Genomic DNA, 23884 nt, shown 5'->3' with positions numbered 1-23884 from the left:
CGGCTCATAGCGGGGGGGGGGGGGGGGGGGGGCGGGGCCGGCCGGCCGGGCACGGGGCCGCCCCGCCCCCGCCGGGGGCCCGCCGCTCTCCGTCTAGCCGGTACGTCAGTCCATGACCAGGCGGAGCACGCCGGTCTGGTCGCCGCCGTCGACGCCCTGCAGCAGCACCAGCGCCCCGAACGGCGTCCTGGCCCGCTCAGCGGCCGGCAGCAGCTCGGCCAGGTTCACGTAGACCGCGAGCCCGGTGGCTGCCGGAGCGTCCGCCACGGCGTGCTGGAAGGCCTCCTGACCGGCCAGCGTGCCGCCGCCCGGGGTGTAGCCGGTGGTGGTGGCGGTGACGACGTTGCCCTCGGCGGTGGCGGTCAAGCCGGACAGGCCCAGGTCGGTGAGCAGTTCCACGACTTTGCCGGCCGCGGCGGCGTCGAGCGCCTCCGCGACGATCCGGACCCCGGGGTCCTGCTGCGCCTTCGTCCGCACCGCGACGCTGAGCACAGCCCCGTCCAGCGCGGGGAGCGCCCCGAACGGGCTCACGCCGCCGAGCGGGCCGTCGTCGAGGCCCAGCCCGGGCATCCCCAGCAGCTTCTCCACCCGCTCGAGCTCGGCCGGGGTGAGCTTGTCGAAACCCTTCTCCATCAGGGCGTTCAGCTCCGCCTGCTCGGCCGGGGTCAGCTCGGGGCCCTGCGGGATCTCGGGCGTCTCGACGACACCGGTCGGCGAGGGCTCGCCGAGCGCGCCGCCGACATCGACCTGGTCGGAGATGTCGGTCGTCATCCCGGTCATGGCCAAGGCCATCAGCAGCCCGAGCGGGGAACCCGGCGCGTCGGCGGCGGCCGACAGGTCGCGGGGCAGCTGCGCCACCACGCCGACGTGCGTGTCCGCGGGCAGCGCGCCGAGCTTCGTCACCGCGTCGCGCAGGCCCGCCGGGGTCGCGTTCGAGCCGAACGTGCGGTATCGCGCCTCGATCCCGTGGTCGGTGGCCCGAACTCCGGCGATGAAACGGCCCTGCTCCTTCGGCTTCGCGTCCTCCGGCGCGGCCAGGCCGAACATCTCCTTCTCCTCAGCGGTCATGCCCGCCTGGATCGCCGTGGTGACGGCGTCGCCGTACCGCGCGAGGTCGGCCCAGACCACGGCGAGCTGGTCGCCCTGCAGCCAGGCGCGGTCGGCGGAGAACTGCGCCGCGGTCGCCAGCGGGGCGCGCTGCGCCTCGGCGAAGGCCTTCTCGGCCGCCTGCTGGCCGTTCTTCTCGCCGATGGCGATCAGGGCCACCCCGTCGCGGACCACGAAGCCCAGGCTGGCGGTCTTGAGCCCGGCACGTACCCGGCCCAGCCCGGCCTCGGCGTCGGCGGAGTCGGTGCTGCTCGCGGTGATCAGGGCGTACGCCTGCCCGTCGTCGAGCCAGAAGCTGACCCCGACCCGGTGGCCGAGCCAGCTCAGCAGGTCCCGGTCGACGTCGACGCCGGTCAGACCGAGGCCGCGCAGCAGCTCGGCCATCGCCTTGTCGCGCTGCTCCGCGGTGTCGCCGCCGGTGTCCTTCGGCGTCTTCGCGCTCAGCTTGAGCAGTTTCAGCTGCTGCTCCAGGCCGACCTCCAGGTCGACGGAGGCGAACGCGACGACCGACGCCGGGGTGAACTCCTCGGCACTGCGGCCGTCGCCGAAGACGAAGCGGTAGACGGCGTACCCCCCGATGCCGAGCAGCAGCACCACCGCGACGGCGGCGGCGACGAGCACCCGCACGCTGCGTGGTCGGGCCAGAGCCTCCACGGGGGCGGCACTCTCGTCGCGGTCGAGGGTGATGACCGCGGCGGTGCCGGGTTCGCCGACGTGGACGGCGGTCGGCTCAGCCGAGCCGGCGACGGTCGGGTCGCCAGGGGCCGGAGTGAAAGCTGAGGCGCCGGTGGACGGATCGTCCACCGGCGCCTGGGGGTCTGCCATGAGGGTTCCTTTCCCCGTTGAAAATCGCGCTCATGCTAGGGGGCACGGGCAACGACGATCATCGGAGTACGGGTCCCCCGATCAGAGTCCGGAGAGCCGTTGACCGGCGCGTACGACGGCCATCGCGTGCCGGTCGCCGGGGCGGCGGCCGAGGCGCTCGATGGGGCCGGAGACGCTGATCGCGGCGATGACGCGGCCGGTGCGGTCGCGCACGGGGGCGCTGACCGACGCGACGCCGGCCTCGCGCTCGGCCACGGACTGCGCCCAGCCGCGGCGGCGCACCTCGGCCAGTGTGCGGCCGGTGAACTTGCAGCGGGGGAGCAGGGGCATGACCGCCTCGGGGGGTTCCCAGGCGAGCAGGATCTGGGCCGCCGAGCCCGCCGTCATGGGCAGGATCGCGCCGACCGGCACGGTGTCGCGCAGGCCGCTGGCCCGCTCCGCGGCGGCGACGCAGAGCCGCTCGTCGGCCCTGCGCAGGTAAAGTTGCGCGCTTTCGCCGGTGGCGTCCCGCAGTGCGGACAGCAGCGGCTCTGCGGCTGTCAGCAGGACGTCGGGGGCGGCGTTCGCGAGCTCTCCGAGGCGGGGACCGGGACGCCAGCGTCCCTGCGTGTCCCGTACCAGCATCCGATGAATCTCCAGCGCCTGCGCCAGCCGGTGCGCCGTTGCTCTCGGCAGCTTGGTGCGATCGACGAGTTCCGCGAGGCTGGCGCCGTCGACACACGCGGCAAGGATCACTACCGCCTTGTCAAGGACGCCCACGCCAGACATACTGTGTCCCACAGACCGAAACATACCTCCCAAGATGCGGGATGTCCAGATGGTGGGAGCAACCCAGTGAGCAGGACCCTTGCCCAGAAGGTCTGGGACGCACACGTGGTACGCCGCGCTGACGGTGAACCGGACCTCCTCTATATCGATCTTCATCTGCTGCATGAGGTGACCAGCCCGCAGGCCTTCGACGGCCTCCGGCTGGCCGGGCGCAAGGTGCGCCGGACCGATCTGACGATCGCGACCGAGGACCACAACACGCCCACCGACAACCTCCTGACGATCGCCGACCCGGTGTCGCGTACGCAGATCGAGACGCTGCGCGCCAACTGCGCCGAGTTCGGCGTGAAGCTGCACCCGCTCGGCGACCCGCAGCAGGGCGTCGTCCACGTCATGGGCCCGCAGCAGGGCCTGACCCAGCCGGGCATGACGATCGTCTGCGGCGACTCGCACACCTCGACGCACGGCGCGTTCGGCGCGCTGGCCTTCGGCATCGGCACCTCCGAGGTGGAGCACGTGCTGGCCACGCAGACGCTGCCGCAGGCGCAGCCCTTGCAGATGGCGGTCACCGTCACCGGCGAGCTGCCCCCGGGCGTCTCGGCCAAGGACCTGATCCTGGCCCTGATCACCCAGGAGGGCACCGGCGGCGGCCGGGGTTACGTGGTGGAATACCGCGGCCCCGCCATCGAGAAGCTGAGCATGGAGGGGCGGATGACCGTCTCCAACATGTCCATCGAGTGGGGCGCCAAGGCCGGCCTGATCGCGCCGGACGAGACCACGTTCGCCTGGCTGAAGGGCCGCAACTTCGCGCCCAAGGGCTCCGACTGGGACGACGCCGTGGCGTACTGGCGCAGCCTGCCCACGGACGAGGGCGCGACCTTCGACAAGGAGGTGTTCCTCGACGCGAGCGCGCTGACCCCGTTCGTCACCTGGGGCACCAACCCGGGCCAGGGAGCCTCGCTGGACAGCGTGATCCCGGACCCCGAGTCGTTCGCGTCCGAGTCGGAGCGTGCCGCGGCCCGCCGGGCCGTGGAGTACATGGATCTCACTCCGGGCACGCCGCTGCGCGACCTGGCCGTGGACGTGGTCTTCGTGGGCTCCTGCACCAACGGGCGGCTGGAGGACCTGCGCACCGCCGCGGACGTGTTGCGCGGGCGCAAGGTCGCCGACGGCGTGCGCATGCTGGTGGTGCCTGGTTCGGCCGCGGTGCGGGCACAGGCCGAGGAGGAGGGCCTGCACGAGGTCTTCACCGAGGCCGGGGCCGAATGGCGGTTCGCGGGCTGCTCGATGTGCCTGGGCATGAACCCGGACACCCTCAAGCCGGGCCAGCGCTCGGCGTCCACGTCCAACCGCAACTTCGAGGGGCGGCAGGGCAAGGGCGGCCGTACCCACCTGGTGTCCCCGGCGGTGGCCGCGGCGACCGCCGTGACCGGCCACCTGTCCGCTCCCGCCGACCTGGACGCCGTCGGCGCCCGCTGAACCGAGGTAGATCGAAATGGAGAAGTTCACCGTTCACACCGGCACCGCGGTGCCGCTGCGGCGTTCCAACGTGGACACCGACCAGATCATCCCGGCGGTGTACCTCAAGCGGGTCACCCGCACGGGCTTCGAGGACGGCCTGTTCAGCGCCTGGCGGGAGGACCCGTCGTTCGTGCTGAACAACCCGGCCTACGCCGGGGCCAGCGTGCTGGTCGCCGGGCCCGAGTTCGGCACCGGATCCTCACGGGAGCACGCGGTCTGGGCCCTCAACGACTACGGCTTCCGGGTGGTCATCTCCCCCCGGTACGGCGACATCTTCCGGGGCAACTCGCTCAAGCAGGGTCTGCTCACGGTCGAGCTGCCGCAGGCGGCGGTGGAGGCGTTGTGGGATCTGGTGGAGGCCGACCCGGCCACCCCGATCGAGGTCGACCTGGTCGCCCGGGAGGTCCGTGCGGGTGGGCAGAGCTGGGCGTTCTCGCTGGACGACTTCCTGCGCTGGCGGCTGATGGAAGGCTTGGACGACATCGGATTGACGCTGCGCCACGAAGAGGCGATCACCGCGTTCGAGGGCCATCGCCCGGCTTTCGGAGTACTTGTCGGATAGGTGCTGAACCACGACAGCAACGTAATTGCCCCCGTCCTGTTATCAGGATGGGGGCAATTTTCTTTGCGACACATAGGTGGTTTTTAACCATCCTGTTGGCATATTGCTGACGTTGGGCCTACTGTGCGCACAGAATGACTGTTATAAGTCCAGTAGCACCATACGGGAGGAATCCGTGAACAAGACTGAGCTGATCGACGCGATCGCCGCTCACCCGACCGTGGTCGACAAGAAGACCGCCGCGGCCGTGCTGGAGGCCACGCTCACCGAGATCCAGAACGCGGTCACCAAGGGCGACAAGGTTTCGCTGACCGGCTTCGGTGTCTTCGAGAAGCGGGCCCGGGCCGCTCGCATGGCGCGCAACCCGCGCACCGGCGAGGCGGTCAAGGTGAAGAAGACGTCGGTGCCGGCCTTCCGGCCCGGCGCGGGCTTCAAGGAGACGGTCTCCGTCGGCAAGGTCGCCGCCCCGGCGAAGAAGGCGACGAAGGCCGCCGCCAAGAAGACCGCGGGCGCCGCCGGCACCCGCCCGGCCGCGAGCAAGGCCGCCGCCGCGACGAAGACGGCTCCGGCCAAGAAGACCGCGACCAAGAGCACCGCCAAGGCGACCACCGCCAAGGCCACCACGGCGAAGGCGACCGCGGCCAAGGCCACCGCCAAGAAGACCACGGCGGCGAAGACGGCTCCGGCCAAGAAGACCGTGACCGCGAAGGCGACCACCACGGCGAAGAAGACGACCGCCAAGGCGACCACGGCCAAGAAGGCCCCCGCCAAGAAGGCCGCCAAACGCTGACCGGTCCCGTTATCCCTACCTGAACAAAGCCGCACCCGCGCCGAGATGAGACGGCGTGGGTGCGGCTTTGTGCGGCCCTATCCGCGCTGGGGCGGCTGGGAGCGGCCCTGGCAGCCGGAGATGCGCAGCATGGAGCGCATCGTCTGGCGCGGGGTCGGCGGCGCGGGCAGCGGGTCGGGGCCGCCGCCGGTCCGGAACGCCTGCAGCAGGTAGCCCACCAGCCGCCGCCACGCGTTCGGCGCGGCCTGGGCGGTCCCGCGCAGCACCCCCGCATTGGCCATCAGCAGCAGCGGCAGATCCTCGGGCACGTAGTCCTCGCGCAGCGAGCCCTCGGCCTTGGCGCGCTCCACCAGGCCCACGAAGCCGTGGTAGAGCGCGACGCGGCGGGCCTCGAACTCCCGCGCGCCCGGGAACGACATGGTGAGCACATCGGCCAGGCCGCCGTCGGCCGCCTGCATCCGGCAGACCTCCTGCACGTACCCGGCGAAGCCGGTCCAGCCGTCCGGGGCCTGCCGCGCCTCGTTCAGCGCCTGCTCGTACTGGTCGAACTTGCGGGAGGCGGCCGCGACCATCAGGTCGTCGCGGGCCGGGAAGCGCCGGTAGAGCGTGGCGATGCCGACCCCGGCCCGCGCGGCGATCTCCTCCAACGGCACGTCGAAGCCGCGTTCGGCGAAGGCGTCGCAGGCGGCGTCGACGATGCGCTCGCGGTTGCGGGCGGCGTCGGCGCGCAGCGGGGGTTCCACCATGATCACCAGCTTAGCAGGACTGGAGGCGAGCCTCCGGTTAGTGCTACCGTCGCGGCACAAACGGAGGAGATCCACCACTTAGCCTCCCGTTCGACAAGGAGATTCCCGTGAACATCGCCCTCTGGGTCGTGCAGATCCTGCTCGGCGTGGCCTTCCTCGGCGCCGGCGTCATGAAGTCCACCAAGAGCAAGGAGGACCTCGCCCCGAAGCTGCCGTGGGTGAACGACTTCTCCCTCGGCACGCTGCGGCTGATCGGCGTCACCGAACTGCTGGCCGGCATCGGTCTGATCCTGCCGTGGGCGACCGGCATCGCGCCGATCCTCACCCCGCTGGCCGCGTCCGGCCTCGTCGTCATCATGGTGCTGGCGGCGGTCGTGCACGCGCGGCGCAAGGAGTACCCGGGCATCGTCTTCAACGTGATCCTCGGGGCACTGGCGCTGTTCGTGGCGCTCGGCCGCTTCTGACCGGCGGGTTCACGGGGTGAGGGTCAAGAAGGGCACCTTCTTATACGCGTAGCGATAAGAAGGTGCCCTTCCTTGCGGTTTTGCGCCAGCGGCGGGGGTAGGTGGTGCGGACGGTGGTGGCGGTGGTGCGTTCGCTGGTCGCCAGGCGGGTGAGGGATGCGCTGAGGTCGGGGTGGGTGTCGGCGAGGGCGAGCCAGGTGCGGGCGGCCAGGGCGGCGTCGGTGTGCTCGCCGAGGGAGTCCTGGAGGCGGGCCAGGGACTTGGCCAGGCGGCGGGCCGGGCGGTCGCCTGAGGCAGCGGCCGCGTCGGCGGCGTACCGGGCGCGTTTGACGTGGATGCGGACCTGGTGCCAGTCCACATCGGGCGCGGTCGGGGACAGGTCGGGCGCGCCGGGCACGCCCTTGCCGCCGCGGACCAGGCGACGCCACGGGCGGGCGAGCAGGCCGGGCAGCGCCTGCGCGGCGGGTTCGGCGGCGGCGAGCGTCAGCGGGATGCGGCGGGTGGCGGCGGTGAGCCGGTCGAGCAGGGCCAGGTAGCGGCGGGTGCGCAGGGCGGCCAGCAGGTCCGCGTACGCCTGCTCGCGCCGTGCCGCCAGGATCGCGTCCAGGGCGGCCAGATCGCCGTCGTCGCTCGGGCACGCCGGGTCGGCGGCGGCCGTGGCGCGTAGCCGGTCGCGCAGCACCTCCGCGTCGCGTGCCGCGCCCAGCAGGTCACCCAGCCAGCCGAGTTCCCGGCGCAGCGGCTTGGCCCACCGCTGGTCCACCAGCGGCTTGAAGGTGCGCAGGTCCGAGCGCAGCCGGCGGACGCCGACCCGCATCTGGTGCACAGCCGTGTCCCCGTCGGGCAGCGGCTCGTCCAGGCGTACCAGGGGATCGTGCGCCACGATGCGGGCCACCGCGCCGCGCACCGCGGCGAGGACCACGTCCGCGGCCCGCGCGCCCGCGGGCAGGGTCGCGGCCGGGGGCAGCAGATCCGGAGGGTACGCCGCCGCGGCCCCCAGCGCCCGCACCAGCTTCGGCGTGAAACCGCCCACCCGGGCCCCCGCCGCCAGCAGGCGCTCCTCCACAGCGGACAGCAGCTCCGCCGGCCCGCCGGTGCGCTCGACCTCGATCTCCCGGAAAGTACGCGGCACCGCCGTGCCGGACAGCACCTCGACGGTGTCGTCGGCGACCTCGGCCAGCCGCTCTCCCGTGGCGTCGCACAGGTCCACCCGCTGCCGCCGGGTGCGCAGCACCGCCACCGGCACCAGCGGCGACCCCCTGGTCAACGCGGCTACCAGCCACGTCAGCGCCTCCGGCGGCGACGAAGGATCGCCGCCGGCCAGTGAGATCTCCTGCCGGACCCCGGGCACCGCGGTCGGCAGCTTCACCGTCCACGGCAGCGCGTCGCCGACCCGGTGCCGCAGCGACGCCCCGGCTCGGGCCAGCCGCAACCCGGCCGTGTCGAAGTAGGTCGCGGTCAGCGTCACGGCCGCCCGAGCCGCCGGGCGGGCGTCCGCCACGGCGAGCTCGGGCAGCACGAATGAGGGGGAGACGTCGTACTTGCGCTCTTCTTCCAAGGTCACCGCTTGAGCATCCGCTCCAGCAGCGAAGCCTGCAAATCAACCCGGGGGTGCTCCGAAGTGGAGATGAGGCGGGTCCAGGTGCCGTCCGGGTTCAGGTCGAACGCCTCGATACGGTCCGACATCGACACGGTCAGCAGCTCGGCCAGCTCGACCCGGGAGGGCTGGTCGGTCACCTGGATCAGCGCCTCGACCCGGCGGTCGAGGTTGCGGTGCATCATGTCGGCCGAGCCGATCCAGAACTCGGCCCGCCCCCGGCCCGCGGCCACGTCGCCGTTGCCGAACCGGAACAGCCGCGAGTGCTCCAGGAAGCGGCCCAGGATCGAGCGCACCCGGATGTTGTCCGACAGCCCCGGCACTCCCGGCTTCAACGCGCACATGCCCCGGATCAGCAGGTCGATGTGCACACCCGCCTGCGAGGCGCGGTACAGGGCGTCGATGACCTGCTCGTCGACGAGCGAGTTCACCTTGATCTGCACCAGCGCCGGCTTGCCCTCGCGGGCGTAACCGGCCTCCCGCTCGATGCGCTCGATGATGCCCGCCCGGATGCCGTGCGGGGCCACCATCAGCCGCCGGTACGCCGTCTGGCGGCTGTAGCCGGTGAGTGTGTTGAACAGGTCGGTCAGGTCCGCGCCGACCTCCGGATCGGCGGTGAGCAGGCCGAAGTCCTCGTACAACCGGGCGGTCTTGGGGTGGTAGTTGCCCGTGCCGACGTGGCAGTAGCGGCGGATCTGGCCGCCCTCCTCCCGCACCACCAGCGCCGTCTTGCAGTGCGTCTTCAGGCCGATCAGGCCGTACACGACGTGGCAGCCCGCCCGCTCCAGCATGCGCGCCCAGCCGATGTTGGCCTTCTCGTCGAAGCGTGCCTTGACCTCGACCAGCACCACCACCTGCTTGCCCGCCTCGGCCGCGGCGATCAGCGCGTCGACGATCGGGGAGTCGCCCGAGGTCCGGTACAGCGTCTGCTTGATCGCCAGCACGTGCGGGTCGGCCGCCGCATGCTCGATGAAGCGCTGCACGCTGGTGGAGAAGGAGTGGTACGGGTGGTGCACCAGGATGTCGCCGTCGCGCAGGATGTTGAACATGCTGCGGGTCGACTCGCCCTCACGCAGCCGGGCGTGAGTGGCCGGGACGAAAGGGGGGTCCTTCAGATCCGGGCGGTCGCAGTCGTAGAGCTGCATCAGCCCGGACAGGTCCAGCAGGCCGGGCACCCGCAGCACGTCCCGTGAGTCCACCTCCAACTCGGTGACCAGGGTCGCCAGCACGTGGTCGGAGATGTCCGCCGCGACCTCCAGGCGCACCGGCGGGCCGAACCTCCGCCGCATCAGCTCCCGCTCCATGGCCTGCAGCAGATCCTCGTCGCGGTCCTCGTCGATCTCGACCTCGGCGTTGCGGGTCACCCGGAACACGTGCCGCTCCACCACCTCCATGCCGGAGAAGAGCTGGCCCAGCTCGTTGGCGATCAGCTCCTCGATCGGCAGGAAGCGGTAGGTGCTGCGGCCTTCGGCCGTGGTGCGGCCCACCTGTTCGATCCGGACGAAGCGCGGCACGTTGTTGGGCACCTTGACCCGGGCGAACAGCTCCTGCCCGGTGTCCGGCTCCCGCACCACCGCGGCCAGGTTCAGCGACAGGCCGGAGATGTACGGGAACGGGTGCGACGGGTCGAACGCCAGCGGGGTCAGCACCGGGAAGACGTGCTCGCGGAAGTAGACCCGCATCTGCTCGCGCTCGGCGTGCTCCAGATCCGTCCAGCCCAGAATGTGGATGCCGGCCTTGGCCAGGGCGGGGCGGATCACCTTGGTGAACTCGGCGGCGTGGTCGGCGACCAGCTCGGCGGTGCGCTCGGAGACCATCTCCAGCTGCGCCCGCGGCGGCAGCCGGTCGGCGCCCCGGGTGGGCAGGCCGGTCTCCAGGCGGCGGCGCAGGCCGGCGATGCGGACCATGAAGAACTCGTCGAGGTTGCTGGCGAAGATCGCCATGAACTTCATCCGCTCCAGCAGCGGCAGGCGCGGGTCCTCGGCCAGCGCCAGCACGCGGGCGTTGAAGTCGAGCCAGGAGACCTCGCGGTTGAAGTAGCGGTCCTCGGGCAGCTCGGTCAGCGCGGTGCTGGCGAACTCCGGGACCACCACGGTCACCGGCGGGGTGGCGGGGTGCGGTCGCGGCCCCTGCTCGGGCGCGGACCTGACGGCCAGAGGGGCGGTGGTCTGCTCGGGTGAGCCCTTCGCGACGGCGGTGTCGGCGGGCGGTGCCGGATCGTCCGCGACCGCGGTGATCACCGCGGGCGGTGCCGCGGGGTCCGTCACGACGGCGGTGTCGGTGGACGAGGGCACGGGGACGTCCGTGGTGGCCGCGGGGGCCTCCACAGGTGTGGACGGGGCCGGTGTCGGGGCATTTCCGGCCTTCTTGCGGGGACGTCGCGGGGCTGCGCTCACCACCTCATTTTTGCCCTATCGGGGTGAACAAGAGATGAACTCGGCTAAGCGTGGCGATGGCGGAACCCCGGCAACCGGACGCGGGTCGCACTCGGCACGGATCAGGGCATCGTGGGTATGGTGATCCGGCGCAACCCGCCCGCACCGTCATGCTCCAGGCGCACCCGCTGGCCCAGGCGCAGCAGCCGCAGCCCGGAGGCGTCGAACGCGGCGCGGTCGAAGGCGACCGGGGTGCCGTCGTCGAGCAGCAGCGAGCCGGTCCGGGTCTCGGGATCGAATGTCGCGACGGTGCCCTGCATGGCGTTCACGCTACTCCGCTCACGGCTCGTCCCGGTGGCCCACCTGGACGGCGGACCACCGAGGACTGCCCACCAGCGGGGTCACGTCCGCGCGGAGCACTCCCCAGCCCCGAACGACCGCGAGATCGTCCGCGGTGTCGACGTCGCGGCGCAGCGTGGGCCACGCCCCGGGCAGCCGCAGCGCGCCGGAGTGCTCGTGCGCAGCGGCCGACCCCGGGCCGAACCGCGGATCCAGCGGCTCGCCTGGCGCGGCCACCAGCAGCACGGTGCCGAGACCCGCCGCGTCCGGCACGAACGCTCGTCGCCCGGCCGCGCCCGCGAGCGCCTCGGCCAATTCGGTCGGGCGCAGGGCGGGCACGTCCGCGGGCAGCGCGGCCACGGTGCCGGCCCGGAGCCGTTGCGGCCCGTCCGGCCCGTCGGCGGTGCGGTCCACCGGGGCGCGGCGCTCGGTCGGGGCCGGGTGCGGCCCGCGGCCCGATCCGCGCGCGGTCACCGCGATGTCGGCGCGCCGGAGCGCGTCGTTGAGGTCGCGGCCGTCGTCGGGCAGCACGCCCGCGCCGCAGTCGCGCAGTGCCGCCGCGGCGCGGGCGTCCCGGGTGACCACCAACACCCGGGCGACCCCGTCGGCGGCGAGCGCGGCGGACACGGTGGCGCGGGCGAGGTCCAGCACCAGATCCTCGTGCCCGGCGGCGGCGCCGCGCAGCCGGCTCTTCGCCTCGGCCAGCGGCTTCAGCGGCACCAGCACGGTGACTCCGGGTGCGTACACTCGGCCATTCTGGCAGCCCGCCCGGTCGGTCAGCGGGGTGGCAGCCTCCGGCGGCTGAGGCCGTCACCCGGACGGACATGGCATGATGCGCTGAACATGGAGGCATGACGGAGCGTCGCGGCAGCGACGGGCCGGGCAGCCCGGTGCGTGGCGGAACGCACGTGGGCGCACCATGATCCGTGAGGATTCACTCGCGGGCGGCGTTACGGACACCCTGACGCGGGCATGTGAACGGGTGGAGGACAGGGAGGCTTCGTTGGCACGGCGCAGGCTGGGCTTCTGGTCGCGGTTCGCGGTGTGCTTGGTCAAGCCACCGCTGATCGCGCTGACCAAGCGGGACTGGCGCGGCTGGGAGCACATCCCCGCCGAGGGCGGCGTGATCCTCGCGGTCAACCACGTGTCGCACGCGGACCCGTTCACCACCGCGCACTACGTCTACGACTCCGGCCGCTGGCCGCAGTTCCTGGGCAAGGAGAGCGTCTTCCGGATCCCCCTCGCCGGGAAGATCCTGTACTGGTGCCGGCAGATCCCGGTGCACCGGGGCACGTCCGACGCGGTCAAGGCGCTCGACGCGGCGGTCGAGGCGGTGCGGGCCGGCGGCGCGGTCGTCATCTACCCCGAGGGCACCACCACCAAGGAACCCGACCTGTGGCCGATGCGGGGCAAGACCGGCGTGGCCCGGCTGGCGCTGGCCACCGGCGCCCCGGTCATCCCGGTCGCGACCTGGGGCCCGGAGAAGATCTTCGACCCGCGTACCAAGAAGGTCCGGCTCATGCCGAAGATCCCGGTGTCGCTGTGGGCCGGCCCGCCGGTCGACCTGTCGAAGTGGGCCGGCGCCGAGCCGAGCGCGGCGGTGCTCAACGAGATGACCGACGCGGTCATGATCCGGCTGCGCGACCTGCTCGCCGAGATCCGCGGTGGCCAGGCTCCGCCGATCTGGAGCCCCGCTGCCAGGAACGACGCCAGCGGCGCGGCCGACGGCGACACGGCGACCGTGGAGGGTGCCCGATGAGGGCCGCCGTGCTCGGCGCGGGCTCCTGGGGCACCGCGTTCGCGAAGATCCTCGGCGACGCGGGCAACGACGTGGTGCTGTGGGCGCGCCGGCCGGAGATCGCCGCCGCCATCCGCGACACCGGCCGCAACCCGGAATACCTGGAGACCACCCCGCTGGGCGAGCGGGTGACCGCCACCGCGTCCGCGACCGAGGCGATCAAGGGCGCGGACCTGGTCGTGCTCGCGGTGCCGTCGCAGACGCTGCGCGTCAATCTGGGCGACTGGGCTGCCGACCTGACCGCCGACTCGACGCTGGTGTCGCTGATGAAGGGCATCGAACTGGGCACCACCCAGCGGATGAGCCAGGTCATCGTCGAGGCCGCCCGGGTCGCGCCGGATCGTGTCGCCGTGGTCAGCGGCCCGAACCTGGCCGGCGAGATCGCGCTGGAGCAGCCGGCCGCGACCGTCGTCGCCTGCACCGACATCGACCGGGCCACCCGGGTGCAGCACGCCATCACCACGCCCTACTTCCGGCCGTACACCAACGACGACGTGGTGGGGTGCGAGCTGGGCGGCGCGGTCAAGAACGTGATCGCGCTGGCGTTCGGTATCGCGCACGCGATGGGGCTGGGCGACAACACCAAGGCGACGCTGATCACCCGCGGCCTGGCCGAGACCGCGCGGCTGGGCGTCGCGCTGGGCGCGGACCCGCTGACCTTCTCCGGCCTGGCCGGGCTCGGCGACCTCGTCGGCACCTGCATGTCGCCCCTGTCGCGCAACCGCACCTTCGGCGAGCACCTCGGCCGGGGCAAGACCCTGGAGCAGGCGCAGGCCGCGACGAAGTACACCGCCGAGGGCGTCAAGAGCTGCCTGGCCGTCCGGGACCTGGCCCGTTCGCACGGGGTCGAGATGCCGATCACCGAGCAGGTGGAGCGGGTCTGCCACGAGGGCGTCGACCCGAAGGTCGCCGTCGCGGCCCTGATGTCCCGCTCGACCAAGGCGGAGTGAGCAGGGGCTACGTTCTCTGCATGACAACGCAGTACGGGGACAGCACCCGTTCCCTTCATGCAGGCATACCCGACCCCGTCCCGGGAGCACCGATGCTGCCCGGCCCCGTGTTCGCCGCTCCCTACCACCTCGACCCCGAGGGCTACACGCCCGGCGTCGACGGGTACGGGCGGGGCGACAACCCCACCCGGCGCCTGCTGGAGAGCGCGATCGGGGAGCTGGAGGGCGGCGACTGCCTGGCCTTCGCCAGCGGCCAGGCGGCCATCACCGCCCTGCTGCTGTCGGTGCTGCGCTCGGGCGACACCCTGATGATCCCCTCGGACGGGTACTACAACGTCCGCTCGTTCGCCGCGTCCACGCTGGCCCAACTGGGCGTGACCACGGTGGAGGCGCCCACGGCGGGGCCGTACCCGTCGTTCGAGGGCGTACGGCTGGTGCTGCTGGAGACCCCGGCCAACCCCGGCCTGGACCTGGTCGACATCGCCGAGGTCGCGCGGGCCGCGCACGCCGCCGGGGCGCTGGTGGCCGTCGACAACACCACCGCCACCCCGCTCAGCCAGCGGCCGCTGGAGCTCGGCGCCGACGTGGTCGTCGCGTCCGGCACGAAGGCGCTGGCCGGGCACTCCGACATGCTGCTCGGGTACGCGGCGACGAACTCAGCCGAACTGCTCGACGCGATGCGGCAGTTCCGCACCCTGGGCGGCGCGGTGCCCAGCCCGTTCGACTGCTGGCTGGCCCGTCGCTCCATGGGCACCCTCGCCCTGCGCCTGCGGCAGCAGTCCGCCAGCGGGGCCGCGGTCGCGCAACTGCTGCGCGAGCACCCGCTGGCCGACAACGTGCGCTGGGCCGGCGACAGCGACCTGGCCAAGCGCCAGATGCGCATCATCCCCGGCCTGGTCTCCTTCGAGCTGCCCTCGGCCGAGCACGTGGCGGCGTTCCTGCGCGCGTCGGCGCTGGTGGCCGCGGCCACCAGCTTCGGCGGTCTGCACTCCAGCGCCGACCGCCGCCACCAGTGGGGCGACAGCGTGTCGCCGGGCTTCGTGCGCTTCTCCTGCGGCGTCGAGGACACCGAGGACCTGCTCGCCGACCTCACCCAGGCCCTGGACACCGCCGCGAAGCTCTGACCGGGCGCGCAGCGTCCCTTGATCATCGGAGTTGCCTGGCAATCGTGCGTATCTTGAACGCGGATACGGCCGATTGCCAGGCAAGTCGGTGGATCTAGACGGGGGCGGCGACCGCGACCGGGGTGGTCGGGGTCGGTGTGCTCGTGGCCGCGGCCAGGGCCAGGATGTGGCGGCGGACGATCAGCAGCGGGATGACGCCGAACAGGCCGAACGAGATGTCGATCGGGATCCACCACCAGGGCAGGCCGCGGATGGGGGCGGCGATGAGCGCCAGCGGGACCACCGCGACGCAGCACAGCATGCCCCAGTGGATCACCCAGAGGTTGCGGACCGGGTCGCGCAGCGGGCCGTAGAAGGCCATCGCGATCACCAGGTGGGCGAAGGCCAGCCAGTCCGTGCCGTACGCCAGAAACGGGAAGTCCCGGTCGGCGGTCTCCGCCCCGGCGCGGACCGTGCCGATGAAGTCGACCAGCGCCGCCGGAGCGGGCACCCAGTCCTCGCGGAGCAGGCCGTCGAGCCAGCGCAGCTCGGTGAGTAGGGGAAACGCCGTCACACCGCTGAGCACGAGGCCGATGATGAAGAAGACGAGCCAGTACCGGATGCGCCGCAGGCGCGCCTGAGGGGTCACGCTCCGAGAGGGTAGTGCCACCCTGGGGTGCGGTGCGACGTGCTCTTCACCGGATCACCACAACGCACGGTAGGGTCAGCCGCGTGAGTGAAAGCAGCCAGCGTAAGACCCGTGTCGCCGTCGTCTTCGGCGGCCGGAGCACCGAGCACGCCATCTCCTGCGTCAGCGCCGGCAGCATCCTGGCCGCGCTCGACCCGGCGGAGTTCGAGGTCGTGCCGGTCGGCATCACGAAGGAGGGCCGCTGGGTGCTCACCTCGGGCGACCCGGCGCAGCTGGCCATCGAGGGCCGCAGCCTGCCCGAGATCACCGCGGCCTCCGGGCAGGCCATCGTGCTGCCCGCCGACCCGACCAGCCACGAGCTGGTCGTGCTGGAGCCGGCCGAGGGCGCCGCCGCGCTGGCCGGGGTCGACGTGGTCTTCCCCGCGCTGCACGGCGCGTACGGCGAGGACGGCACCATCCAGGGGCTGCTGGAGATGGCGGGCATCCCGTACGTCGGGGCCAACGTGTTCGCCTCCGCGGCCGCCATGGACAAGGAGTTCACCAAGAAGCTCGCCGCCGCCGAGGGCATCCCGGTCGGGCCGTACGCGGTGCTGCGCAACGGCCAGGAGCTGTCCGAGGCCGACAAGGAGCGGCTGGGCCTGCCCGTGTTCGTGAAGCCGTCGCGGGCCGGGTCCTCGTTCGGCATCACCAAGGTGAGCAGCTGGGACCAGCTCGACGCGGCGCTGGCCAAGGCGCGCGCGATCGACCCGAAGGTGCTCGTCGAGGCGGGCATCGTCGGCCGCGAGGTCGAGTGCGGTGTGCTGGAGAGCGAGGCCGGCGGCAGTGCCGAGGCGTCGGTGCTGGCCGAGGTGCGGGTGGTCGCCGGCGGGCACGAGTTCTACGACTTCGAGGCGAAGTACCTCGGCGAGGACTGCGAGTACGACCTGCCCGCGAACCTGCCCGCCGAGATCGCGGCCGAGGTGCAGGAGCTGGCCGTGCGCACGTTCACCGCGCTGGACTGCGCGGGCCTGGCCCGGGTCGACTTCTTCGTCACCGAGGACCTGAAGGTCTACCTCAACGAGATCAACACCATGCCGGGCTTCACCTCGACCAGCATGTTCCCCCGGATGTGGGCGGCCAGCGGCCTCGACTACCCGAAGCTCGTCTCCCGCCTGATCCGCACCGCCCAGCGCCGGGGAACCGGCCTGCATTGAGCTGCCGGCGCCCGCTCCGCGGGCGCGGCATCCGGCCTCTCCACCGGATGCGAGCCGTCAGGCGCGGGTGCCGCAGCCCACGGGGATGCGTTCGGCGTGGGGCACGGTGGCGAGCAGGGTCTTGGAGAAGTTGATGACCCACTGGCCGGGCGTGTCGTACGCGGCCGGCACGGTCACCCGGACGGGCACCTCGCGGTCGACCGTCGTCCACGCGCCGTCGCCCTTGTGCCAGCACACGCCGTCCAGCGTGTACACGTCGTCGGTGGGGGCGAAGCTCGGGGCCGGGCCGCCACAGGCCACGGTGAGCGCCGGATCGCCGTACGCCGCGTTCTGCTCGTGGCCCGCGCTGACGTCGCGGCGCGGCAGGTCGCGCACCTGGTCGGGCAGCTGCGACAGCAGCGCGCGGCACACCGTGGCCTGCCGCTCGTTCAGGGCGGGCGCGGCCATCGTCACCGGCGTGGTGGGCATCACCTGGGGGCCGGCCGCGACGCTGGGCTGCGGTGCGGGCTCGGCCGGCGGGCGCATGGCCTGGAAGAATCCGAACCCGGCCAGCAGCGCGAGCGGCAGCGCGACCACGGTCGCGATCGTCTTGGCGGACGCTCGGCCCGACCGTGCCGTCTGGTCGTTACTCATAGGTGGATGATGGGGCACGTCAGGGTGCGGGTGATGTTGGGTATCAACTGGATCTGTGACAGCACCAGTTTGCCCAGTTCGTCGACGGTGTTCGCCTCGACCATGGCGATCACGTCGTACGGGCCGGTCACCGCGTCCACCCGGGTGACACCCTGGATATCGCCGATGGCCGCGGAGACGTCGACGGACTTGCCGACCGACGTCTGAATCAGGATGTAAGCGTGGACCACGGACGACTCCTTCACACGTGCCGCCTGTGAAAGTACCTCACTGAGGGTGCACAGGCTGCGGCAGGAGGCGCAAGGGTGAGTAAGGAAGCCAATGTGAGCGGGCGCAGCGAGGAAAAAGCATGAGCGAGCTTGGCGGGCGAATCATGCGGAGTGGCACTCATGCCGCCGACGAGCGCAGCGAGGAGAAGGCATGAGCATCGCGCGGACGGGGGAGTTCGGGCTGATCGAGCGGGTGGTGGCGCGGCTGGGGACCGGCCCGGCCACCATCGTCGGGCCGGGCGACGACGCGGCCCTCGTCATCGCCTCGGACGGGCGGGTCGTCGCGTCGACGGACGTGCTCGTCGAGGGCCGGCACTTCCGGCGGGACTGGGCCGAGGCCGAGGACATCGGCCGCCGTGCCGCCGCCGCCAACCTCGCCGACATCGCCGCGATGGGTGCCACCGCGACGGCGCTGCTGGTGGGCCTGTGCGCGCCGCCGGACCTGGACGTGGCCTGGGCCGAGCAGCTCTCCGACGGGCTGGCCACCGAGGCCGCGCTGGTCGGGGCGAGCGTCGTCGGCGGGGACATGACCGCGAGCCCCACGCTGACCATCGCGGTGACCGCGCTCGGCGACCTGCACGGGCTGCCGCCGGTGCTGCGTTCGGGGGCGCGGGTCGGGGACGTGGTGGCGCTGGCGGGCCGGGTCGGCTTCGCGGCGGCCGGGTACACGGTGCTGTCGCGCGGCTTCCGCACCCCGAAGATCCTGGTCGAGGCGTACCGGCGGCCGGTGGTGCCGTATGCCCTCGGGCCGGCGGCAGGCCGGGCCGGGGCGACCTCGATGATCGACGTGTCGGACGGGCTGATCGCTGATCTCGGGCACATCGCGCAGGCCAGCAAGGTCGGCGTCAACCTGCACCGCAGCGCGTTCAAGGTGCCGGAGCAGATGCGCGACGCGGCGCTCGCGCTGGGCGTGGACCCGTACCAGTGGCTGCTGGCCGGTGGCGACGATCACGCGCTGGCCGCGACGTTCCCCGCGGACGTGGCGCTGCCCGAGGGCTGGCACGTGATCGGCGAGGTGGTCGAGGGCAGCACGGTGACGCTCGACAACCGGCCGTGGTACGGCCCGAAGGGGTGGGACCACTTCCGGGCATAGCGGGCATGCGCAGTATCCTCTGCGCCGTGACCGAGATTGAGATCAAACCGACCCGCTACGGTGGGTCGGTCGCCCGAAAACTGATCGCCGAACTCATGGCCGACCTGGCCGAACGTTACGGCGACGCCGACGCGACCCCGATCGAGGCCGTCGAGTTCGACCCGCCCGACGGCGGCTTCTTCGTGGCATACCTCGACGGCTCGCCCGTCGGCTGCGGCGGCTGGCGCAGCTGGGCCGGCTCGGAGGAGATCGCCGAGATCAAGCGCGTCTACACCTCGGCCACGGTGCGCGGCAAGGGCGTCGGCAAGGCGATCATGGCGGCGCTGGAGGCCGACGCGCGCTCGCACGGCCGGGTCCGCGCGATCCTGGAGACCGGCACCGCCCAGCCCGAGGCCATGGCGATGTACCAGGCCATCGGCTACCAGCTGATCGCGAACTTCGGACACTACCGCGACGAGCCCGGCTGCCGTTCCTTCGGCCGCCCCCTCTGACCCCACCCCGCCCCTGGGCTGCAACTCTTAAACACTCGCGCCTTCGCTCCGCTCACGAAGGCGCAGGTCTTTAAGAGTTGCGCCATGGTGGCGGCCGGCGGGCCGGGCGGGGACCGCACCAAGGTCGTCGGACTTGCCGGGCATGTGTGCGTATCTTGAAGGCATTTTCGCCCAGGTGCCAGGCAAGTCGGGTGATCTTGTGGGCATGGCAAAAGGCCGCCGAGCGGAGCTCGGCGGCCTTTTGGGAAAGTTCGCGTCAGGCGCGGGCGACCTTGCCGGCCTTCAGGCAGGAGGTGCAGGCCTGGACCTTGCGGGAGGTACCGCCACCGGCGGGGGTACGCACCGTCTGGATGTTCGGGTTCCAGCGGCGGTTGGTCTTCTTCTTCGACCACGGCACGTTGTGACCGAAGCCCGGTCCCTTGCCACAGACGTCGCACACGCTAGCCACGGAATACTCCTGAGTTCGTCTTGATCAACTACCCGACCAAGCGTCACTGTGCCGGGAACTTTGCCAGGGTACCTGACGCGCAGGGCACGTGCCCAATCGGGGCGGAGCCGCCCGGTCGTGTCCGACCCGTGCGACGGCTGACATGACTCTACCGTCCACCACGCCCGACGCGAGAACCGGGTGCGGCACCGATAGGCTTGCGCCCGTGCTGGAGGTCCTGGACATCGCGGCGGTCAGACGCTGGAGTTCGCTGGCCGTGGCCGGTTTGAGCAGGCATGAGCAGGCGCTGAACCAGCTGAACGTGTATCCGGTGCCCGACGGCGACACCGGCACCAACCTGCTGCTGACGCTGTCCGCGGCGGAGCAGGCGGTGGGCGGCTCGCTGACGGACGCGCCGTCGACGGGAGCGGTGCTGCGCACCATGGCCCGCGGCGCGCTGCTGGGCGCGCGCGGCAACTCCGGCGTCATCAGCGCGCAGTGGCTCGCGGGCCTGGCCGACGCAGTGGACGGCGACGGGCTGGCCGCTGCGCTCGACGCGGCGGCCAAGTCGGCGTACGCCGCGGTGGCCAGGCCGGTCGAGGGCACCATCCTCACCGTGGCGCGGGCTGCCGCCGAGGCCGCGCATCAGGGCTCCGACGAGCCCGCGGCCGTACGCGCGGCGGTGCTGGGTGCGCGGGACGCGCTGGCCCGTACGCCGGAGCAGTTGCCGGTGCTGGCCGCCGCCGGGGTGGTCGACGCAGGCGGGCAGGGACTGGTGCTGCTGCTGGAGGCGCTGCTGGAGGCGCTGACCGGGGAGCACGACGAGAGCGAGGTCGACGGCTCGGCGGCCGGGGAACACGGGCACGGGCACGATCACGCCGGGCACGGCCACGGCTCGGCGGCGCTGACCTACCGCGGGCCCGCGTACGAGGTGCAGTTCCTGATCGACACGGGGGCGGCGGAGATCGCCGAACTGCGGGGCGCGCTGGACCGGCTGGGGGACTCGCTGGTCATCGTCGGTGGCGCGCCGACGTGGCGCGTGCACGTGCACGTGGACGACGCGGGCGCGGCGATGGAGGCGGGGCTCGCGGCCGGGCGGCCGTACCAGATCCAGATCACTCACCTGACCAGCTCGACCGCGGAGGGCGCGCCGCGGCGGCCCGACCCCACGGCGCGTGCGGTGGTCGTCACCGCGGCCGGGGACGGCATCGAGGAGCTGCTCATCGCCGAGGGCGCGGTGGCGATCGGCGGCAACCCGTCCACCGCGGAGGTGCTCGACGCGATCCTCGCCACCGGCGCGGGCCGCGTCGCGGTGCTGCCCACCGACTCCAACCTGCGCGCGGTGTGCCAGGCCGCGGCCGAGGAGGCGTTCGGCGAGGGCGTCAAGGTGCGCGTGGTGCCGACCCGCTCGCCGGTGCAGGCCCTGGCGGCGCTGGCCGTGCGCGACCACGCCCGCCGGTTCGAGGACGACGTGATCGCGATGGCGGAGGCGGCGGGCGCATGCCGCTCGGCGGAGGTCACCACGGCCAGCCGGGATGCGCTGACGGTGGCCGGGCGCTGCCGCCCGGGCGACGTCATCGCCCTGGTCGAGGGCGAGGTCAACCTGATCGGCGACGACCTGACCACGGTGTGCTGCGGGCTGCTCGACCGGATGCTGGCCAGCGGCGGTGAGCTGGTGACCCTGCTCACCGGAGCGCAGGCCCCGGACGGCCTGGTCGAGGCGGTGACCGCGCACGTGGCCACCCGCTGGCCGTTCGTCGAGGTGCACGCCTACCCGGGCGGCCAGCCGCACTACCCGCTGCTGGTGGGCGTCGAGTGAGGGCCGGCCTGTCACAGGGCCGGGAGAGGATCGGGTATGACCTCCGCTGACGTGGACACCGACCTGTCGAGACTGGTCGGGGAGAAGACCGCCAAGGCGCTGAAGACCCACCTCGACCTGTACACCGCCGGTGACCTGCTCTATCACGTGCCCCGGCGCTACGACCAGCGCGGCGAGCACACCGACATGCGCACGCTGGAGATCGGCGAAGAGGTCACCGTGCTGGCCCAGGTGCAACGCACCACGACCCGGCCGATGCGGCAGCGGCGCGGCAGCATGCTGGAGGTCGTCGTCGGCGACGGGGCCGGCGGGCAGCTCGTGCTGACGTACTTCCAGCAGGCCTGGCGCGAGCGCGACCTGCGCCCAGGGCGCTGGGGCCTGTTCGCGGGCAAGGTCAGCGACTTCCGCGGCCGCCGCCAGCTCAACAGCCCGGAGTACGTGCTGCTCGACCAGGGCGCCGCCGACGGCGAGGTGGCCGCCGAGGTGGAGGAGTTCGCCGGGGCGCTGATCCCGGTGTACCCGGCCGCCGCGGCCGTGCCGACCTGGGTGATCGCCCGCTGCGTGCGGGTCGTGCTGGACACGGTGACCATGCCGCCGGACGCGACGCCGTCCCGTATCCGCGCCGAGCGCAAGCTGATCGACCTGGCCACGGCGCTGCACGAGATCCACCGCCCGTCGTCCAAGGAGATGCTGTACATCGCCAAGCGCCGGCTGGCCTGGGACGAGGCCTTCGCCGTGCAGCTCACGCTGGTGCGGCGCAAACGGGACGCGGCGGCGTGGCCCGCCAAACCCCGCCCCCGGCGCGACGGCGGCCTGCTGGCCGGGTTCGACGCCGCGCTGCCGTTCACGCTCACCGACGGGCAGCTCGCCGTCGGCGAGGAGATCGCCGCCGACCTGGCCGTCGCGCACCCGATGCACCGGCTGCTGCAGGGCGAGGTCGGCGCGGGCAAGACGCTGGTCGCGCTGCGGGCCATGCTGCAGGTGGTCGACGCGGGCGGGCAGGCCGCGCTGCTCGCGCCGACCGAGGTGCTGGCCACCCAGCACCTCCGGGGCATCACCCGGATGCTCGGCCCCGCCGGACGCGCCGACGAACTCGACGGCGACCCGAACGGCACGCAGGTCGCCCTGGTCACCGGCTCCCAGGGGGCGGCGGCGCGGCGCAAGGTGCTCGCCAAGGTCGCCGACGGCAGCGCCGGGCTGGTCATCGGCACCCACGCGCTGCTGTACGAAGGCGTCGACTTCGCCGATCTCGGCCTGGTCGTCGTCGACGAGCAGCACCGCTTCGGCGTCGAGCAGCGCGACGCGCTGCGGGCCAAGGCCGAGCAGCCACCGCACGTGCTGGTCATGACCGCGACCCCGATCCCGCGCACGGTCGCCATGACGGTGTACGGCGACCTGGAGGTGTCCACGCTGTCGCAGCTGCCCGGCGGGCGCTCGCCGATCGCCTCGCACGTGGTCCCCGTCGCGGAGAAGCCCGCGTTCCTCGATCGGGCCTGGCGGCGCGTGGTCGAGGAGGTCCAGCAGGGCCATCAGGCGTACGTCGTCTGCCCGCGCATCGGCGACAGCGGCACCGACGATGACACCCCGCCGCCCGACGACGCCGTCGAGGACGAGCGCCGCCCGCCGGTCGCCGTGCTCGACGTCGCCCCGCTGCTGGCCGAGGGCCCGCTGCGCGGGCTGCGGATCGGGGTGCTGCACGGCAAGCTGCCCGCCGACGAGAAGGACGCGATCATGCGCGCGTTCTCGGGCGGGCAGCTCGACGTGCTGGTCGCCACGACCGTGATCGAGGTCGGCGTGGACGTGCCCAACGCGACCGCGATGGTCATCCTCGATGCCGACCGGTTCGGCGTCTCCCAGCTGCACCAGTTGCGCGGCCGGGTCGGCCGGGGCAGCGCCCCGGGCCTGTGCCTGCTGGTCACCGAGGCCGTGGCGGGCACCCCGGCCCGCGAACGCCTCGACGCGGTCGCCTCCACCCTGGACGGTTTCCGCCTGGCCGAACTCGACCTGGAACAGCGCCGCGAGGGCGACGTGCTCGGCGCGGCCCAGTCCGGACGGCGCTCCCACCTGCGCCTGCTCTCCCTGCTGCGCGACCGCGACCTGATCGGCGAGGCCCGCGCCGAGGCCGAGTCCCTGCTCGCCGAGGACCCGGACCTGTCCGCCCACCCGCTCCTGGCCGCCCAGATCGCCCGCCTCGTCGACGACGACCGCGCCGAATACCTCCAGAAGGGCTGACCGCCCGAAGCCGTCCTCCGGCCGTCCCGGTCCGTGGTGGCCAGGCTGGGTGCGGGGCCGACCCGCGCGCGGGGTTCGGGGGTTCGGTGGGGTCCCGGGCCGCACCAAGGTCGTTCGACTTGCCTGGCACGTG

The 23884-nt window shown here is 72.6% G+C and carries 23 protein-coding genes; 12 read left to right on the top strand and 11 right to left on the bottom strand.

Annotated features, from left to right (window positions below; all coding sequences use genetic code 11):
- Positions 1-105 precede the first annotated feature (105 nt).
- Entirely contained in the window at positions 106-1932 is a 1827-nt protein-coding gene (locus AB0B35_RS09815; protein ID WP_361042998.1) for a hypothetical protein, read from the bottom strand.
- 81 nt (positions 1933-2013) lie between these two features.
- A complete protein-coding gene (locus AB0B35_RS09810; RefSeq protein ID WP_120318463.1) occupies positions 2014-2700 on the bottom strand; it encodes an IclR family transcriptional regulator in 687 nt (228 codons plus the stop codon).
- 66 nt (positions 2701-2766) lie between these two features.
- Here AB0B35_RS09810 and leuC point away from each other — a divergent pair, with 66 nt between their 5' ends.
- The 3 genes from leuC to AB0B35_RS09795 all read left to right on the top strand — a co-directional run bounded on the left by leuC (position 2767) and on the right by AB0B35_RS09795 (position 5573).
- On the top strand, positions 2767-4179 hold the full coding sequence (gene leuC, locus AB0B35_RS09805; protein ID WP_361042995.1) for a 3-isopropylmalate dehydratase large subunit: 1413 nt from the start codon (positions 2767-2769) through the stop codon (positions 4177-4179).
- 16 nt (positions 4180-4195) lie between these two features.
- Positions 4196-4783 (top strand): 3-isopropylmalate dehydratase small subunit, encoded by a 588-nt coding sequence (leuD, locus tag AB0B35_RS09800; protein WP_360520533.1) that lies wholly within the window; start codon positions 4196-4198, stop codon positions 4781-4783.
- 160 nt (positions 4784-4943) lie between these two features.
- Positions 4944-5573 carry an HU family DNA-binding protein gene (locus AB0B35_RS09795; protein ID WP_361043369.1) on the top strand — a complete coding sequence of 210 codons (630 nt, stop codon included), beginning with the start codon at positions 4944-4946 and terminating at the stop codon, positions 5571-5573.
- A gap of 77 nt (positions 5574-5650) precedes the next feature.
- On the opposite strand, the gene AB0B35_RS09790 is transcribed toward AB0B35_RS09795, so the two are convergent.
- Complete coding sequence (locus AB0B35_RS09790) at positions 5651-6319, bottom strand: TetR/AcrR family transcriptional regulator (protein ID WP_361042993.1); 669 nt, start codon at positions 6317-6319, stop codon at positions 5651-5653.
- A gap of 107 nt (positions 6320-6426) precedes the next feature.
- Between AB0B35_RS09790 and AB0B35_RS09785 the strand changes: the two genes are divergently transcribed.
- Positions 6427-6783 (top strand): DoxX family protein, encoded by a 357-nt coding sequence (locus tag AB0B35_RS09785; protein ID WP_360520527.1) that lies wholly within the window; start codon positions 6427-6429, stop codon positions 6781-6783.
- A 40-nt stretch (positions 6784-6823) separates the two neighbouring features.
- Here AB0B35_RS09785 and AB0B35_RS09780 read toward each other — a convergent pair whose 3' ends face one another.
- The 4 genes from AB0B35_RS09780 to AB0B35_RS09765 form a co-directional block, all read right to left on the bottom strand.
- On the bottom strand, positions 6824-8347 hold the full coding sequence (locus AB0B35_RS09780; RefSeq protein ID WP_361042991.1) for a CYTH and CHAD domain-containing protein: 1524 nt from the start codon (positions 8345-8347) through the stop codon (positions 6824-6826).
- The gene (locus AB0B35_RS09775; RefSeq protein ID WP_361043364.1) at positions 8344-10620 is read right to left on the bottom strand and encodes an RNA degradosome polyphosphate kinase; all 2277 of its coding nucleotides are present in this window, start codon (positions 10618-10620) and stop codon (positions 8344-8346) included. The genes AB0B35_RS09780 and AB0B35_RS09775 overlap by 4 nt, the downstream gene beginning before the upstream one ends.
- A gap of 257 nt (positions 10621-10877) precedes the next feature.
- Positions 10878-11075, bottom strand: coding sequence for a cold-shock protein (locus tag AB0B35_RS09770; RefSeq protein ID WP_361042989.1), 198 nt, complete (start codon positions 11073-11075; stop codon positions 10878-10880).
- A 19-nt stretch (positions 11076-11094) separates the two neighbouring features.
- On the bottom strand, positions 11095-11841 hold the full coding sequence (locus AB0B35_RS09765; RefSeq protein ID WP_361042987.1) for a 2-phospho-L-lactate guanylyltransferase: 747 nt from the start codon (positions 11839-11841) through the stop codon (positions 11095-11097).
- A 256-nt stretch (positions 11842-12097) separates the two neighbouring features.
- Between AB0B35_RS09765 and AB0B35_RS09760 the strand changes: the two genes are divergently transcribed.
- The 3 genes from AB0B35_RS09760 to AB0B35_RS09750 are packed head-to-tail and all read left to right on the top strand — an operon-like array spanning position 12098 to position 14966.
- The gene (locus tag AB0B35_RS09760) at positions 12098-12853 is read left to right on the top strand and encodes a lysophospholipid acyltransferase family protein (protein WP_361042985.1); all 756 of its coding nucleotides are present in this window, start codon (positions 12098-12100) and stop codon (positions 12851-12853) included.
- The gene (locus AB0B35_RS09755; protein ID WP_360520512.1) at positions 12850-13842 is read left to right on the top strand and encodes an NAD(P)H-dependent glycerol-3-phosphate dehydrogenase; all 993 of its coding nucleotides are present in this window, start codon (positions 12850-12852) and stop codon (positions 13840-13842) included. Before AB0B35_RS09760 ends, AB0B35_RS09755 begins: the two co-directional genes overlap by 4 nt.
- Positions 13843-13862: 20 nt before the next feature.
- A complete protein-coding gene (locus AB0B35_RS09750) occupies positions 13863-14966 on the top strand; it encodes a cystathionine gamma-lyase (RefSeq protein ID WP_361042983.1) in 1104 nt (367 codons plus the stop codon).
- Positions 14967-15060: 94 nt separating this feature from the next.
- Here the strand turns inward: AB0B35_RS09750 and AB0B35_RS09745 are convergent, their stop codons facing one another.
- Complete coding sequence (locus tag AB0B35_RS09745) at positions 15061-15594, bottom strand: hypothetical protein (RefSeq protein ID WP_361042981.1); 534 nt, start codon at positions 15592-15594, stop codon at positions 15061-15063.
- A gap of 83 nt (positions 15595-15677) precedes the next feature.
- On the opposite strand from AB0B35_RS09745, the gene AB0B35_RS09740 reads away from it, so the two are divergent.
- Positions 15678-16787 carry a D-alanine--D-alanine ligase family protein gene (locus tag AB0B35_RS09740; protein ID WP_361042979.1) on the top strand — a complete coding sequence of 370 codons (1110 nt, stop codon included), beginning with the start codon at positions 15678-15680 and terminating at the stop codon, positions 16785-16787.
- A 57-nt stretch (positions 16788-16844) separates the two neighbouring features.
- Here the strand turns inward: AB0B35_RS09740 and AB0B35_RS09735 are convergent, their stop codons facing one another.
- Together AB0B35_RS09735 and AB0B35_RS09730 are read right to left on the bottom strand one after the other, a co-directional pair.
- Entirely contained in the window at positions 16845-17420 is a 576-nt protein-coding gene (locus AB0B35_RS09735) for a DUF3515 domain-containing protein (RefSeq protein ID WP_361042976.1), read from the bottom strand.
- Positions 17417-17650, bottom strand: a complete 234-nt coding sequence (locus AB0B35_RS09730) for an Lrp/AsnC ligand binding domain-containing protein (RefSeq protein ID WP_360520497.1) — start codon at positions 17648-17650, stop codon at positions 17417-17419. The genes AB0B35_RS09735 and AB0B35_RS09730 overlap by 4 nt, the downstream gene beginning before the upstream one ends.
- Positions 17651-17840: 190 nt before the next feature.
- Here AB0B35_RS09730 and AB0B35_RS09725 point away from each other — a divergent pair, with 190 nt between their 5' ends.
- Together AB0B35_RS09725 and AB0B35_RS09720 are read left to right on the top strand one after the other, a co-directional pair.
- Positions 17841-18782 (top strand): thiamine-phosphate kinase, encoded by a 942-nt coding sequence (locus AB0B35_RS09725; RefSeq protein WP_361042974.1) that lies wholly within the window; start codon positions 17841-17843, stop codon positions 18780-18782.
- A gap of 26 nt (positions 18783-18808) precedes the next feature.
- Positions 18809-19273 carry a GNAT family N-acetyltransferase gene (locus tag AB0B35_RS09720; protein ID WP_361042971.1) on the top strand — a complete coding sequence of 155 codons (465 nt, stop codon included), beginning with the start codon at positions 18809-18811 and terminating at the stop codon, positions 19271-19273.
- Positions 19274-19529: 256 nt separating this feature from the next.
- On the opposite strand, the gene rpmB is transcribed toward AB0B35_RS09720, so the two are convergent.
- Positions 19530-19721, bottom strand: coding sequence for a 50S ribosomal protein L28 (gene rpmB / locus AB0B35_RS09715; protein ID WP_203694308.1), 192 nt, complete (start codon positions 19719-19721; stop codon positions 19530-19532).
- A gap of 205 nt (positions 19722-19926) precedes the next feature.
- Here rpmB and AB0B35_RS09710 point away from each other — a divergent pair, with 205 nt between their 5' ends.
- A complete protein-coding gene (locus AB0B35_RS09710; protein WP_361042968.1) occupies positions 19927-21519 on the top strand; it encodes a DAK2 domain-containing protein in 1593 nt (530 codons plus the stop codon).
- A gap of 36 nt (positions 21520-21555) precedes the next feature.
- Entirely contained in the window at positions 21556-23751 is a 2196-nt protein-coding gene (gene recG / locus AB0B35_RS09705; RefSeq protein ID WP_361042965.1) for an ATP-dependent DNA helicase RecG, read from the top strand.
- The last annotated feature ends 133 nt before the right edge of the window (positions 23752-23884 follow it).

This window comes from Catellatospora sp. NPDC049133 (genome assembly GCF_040648455.1).
Lineage (GTDB): Bacteria > Actinomycetota > Actinomycetes > Mycobacteriales > Micromonosporaceae > Catellatospora > Catellatospora aurea.
This window is presented reverse-complemented; position numbering and strand designations above follow the sequence as displayed.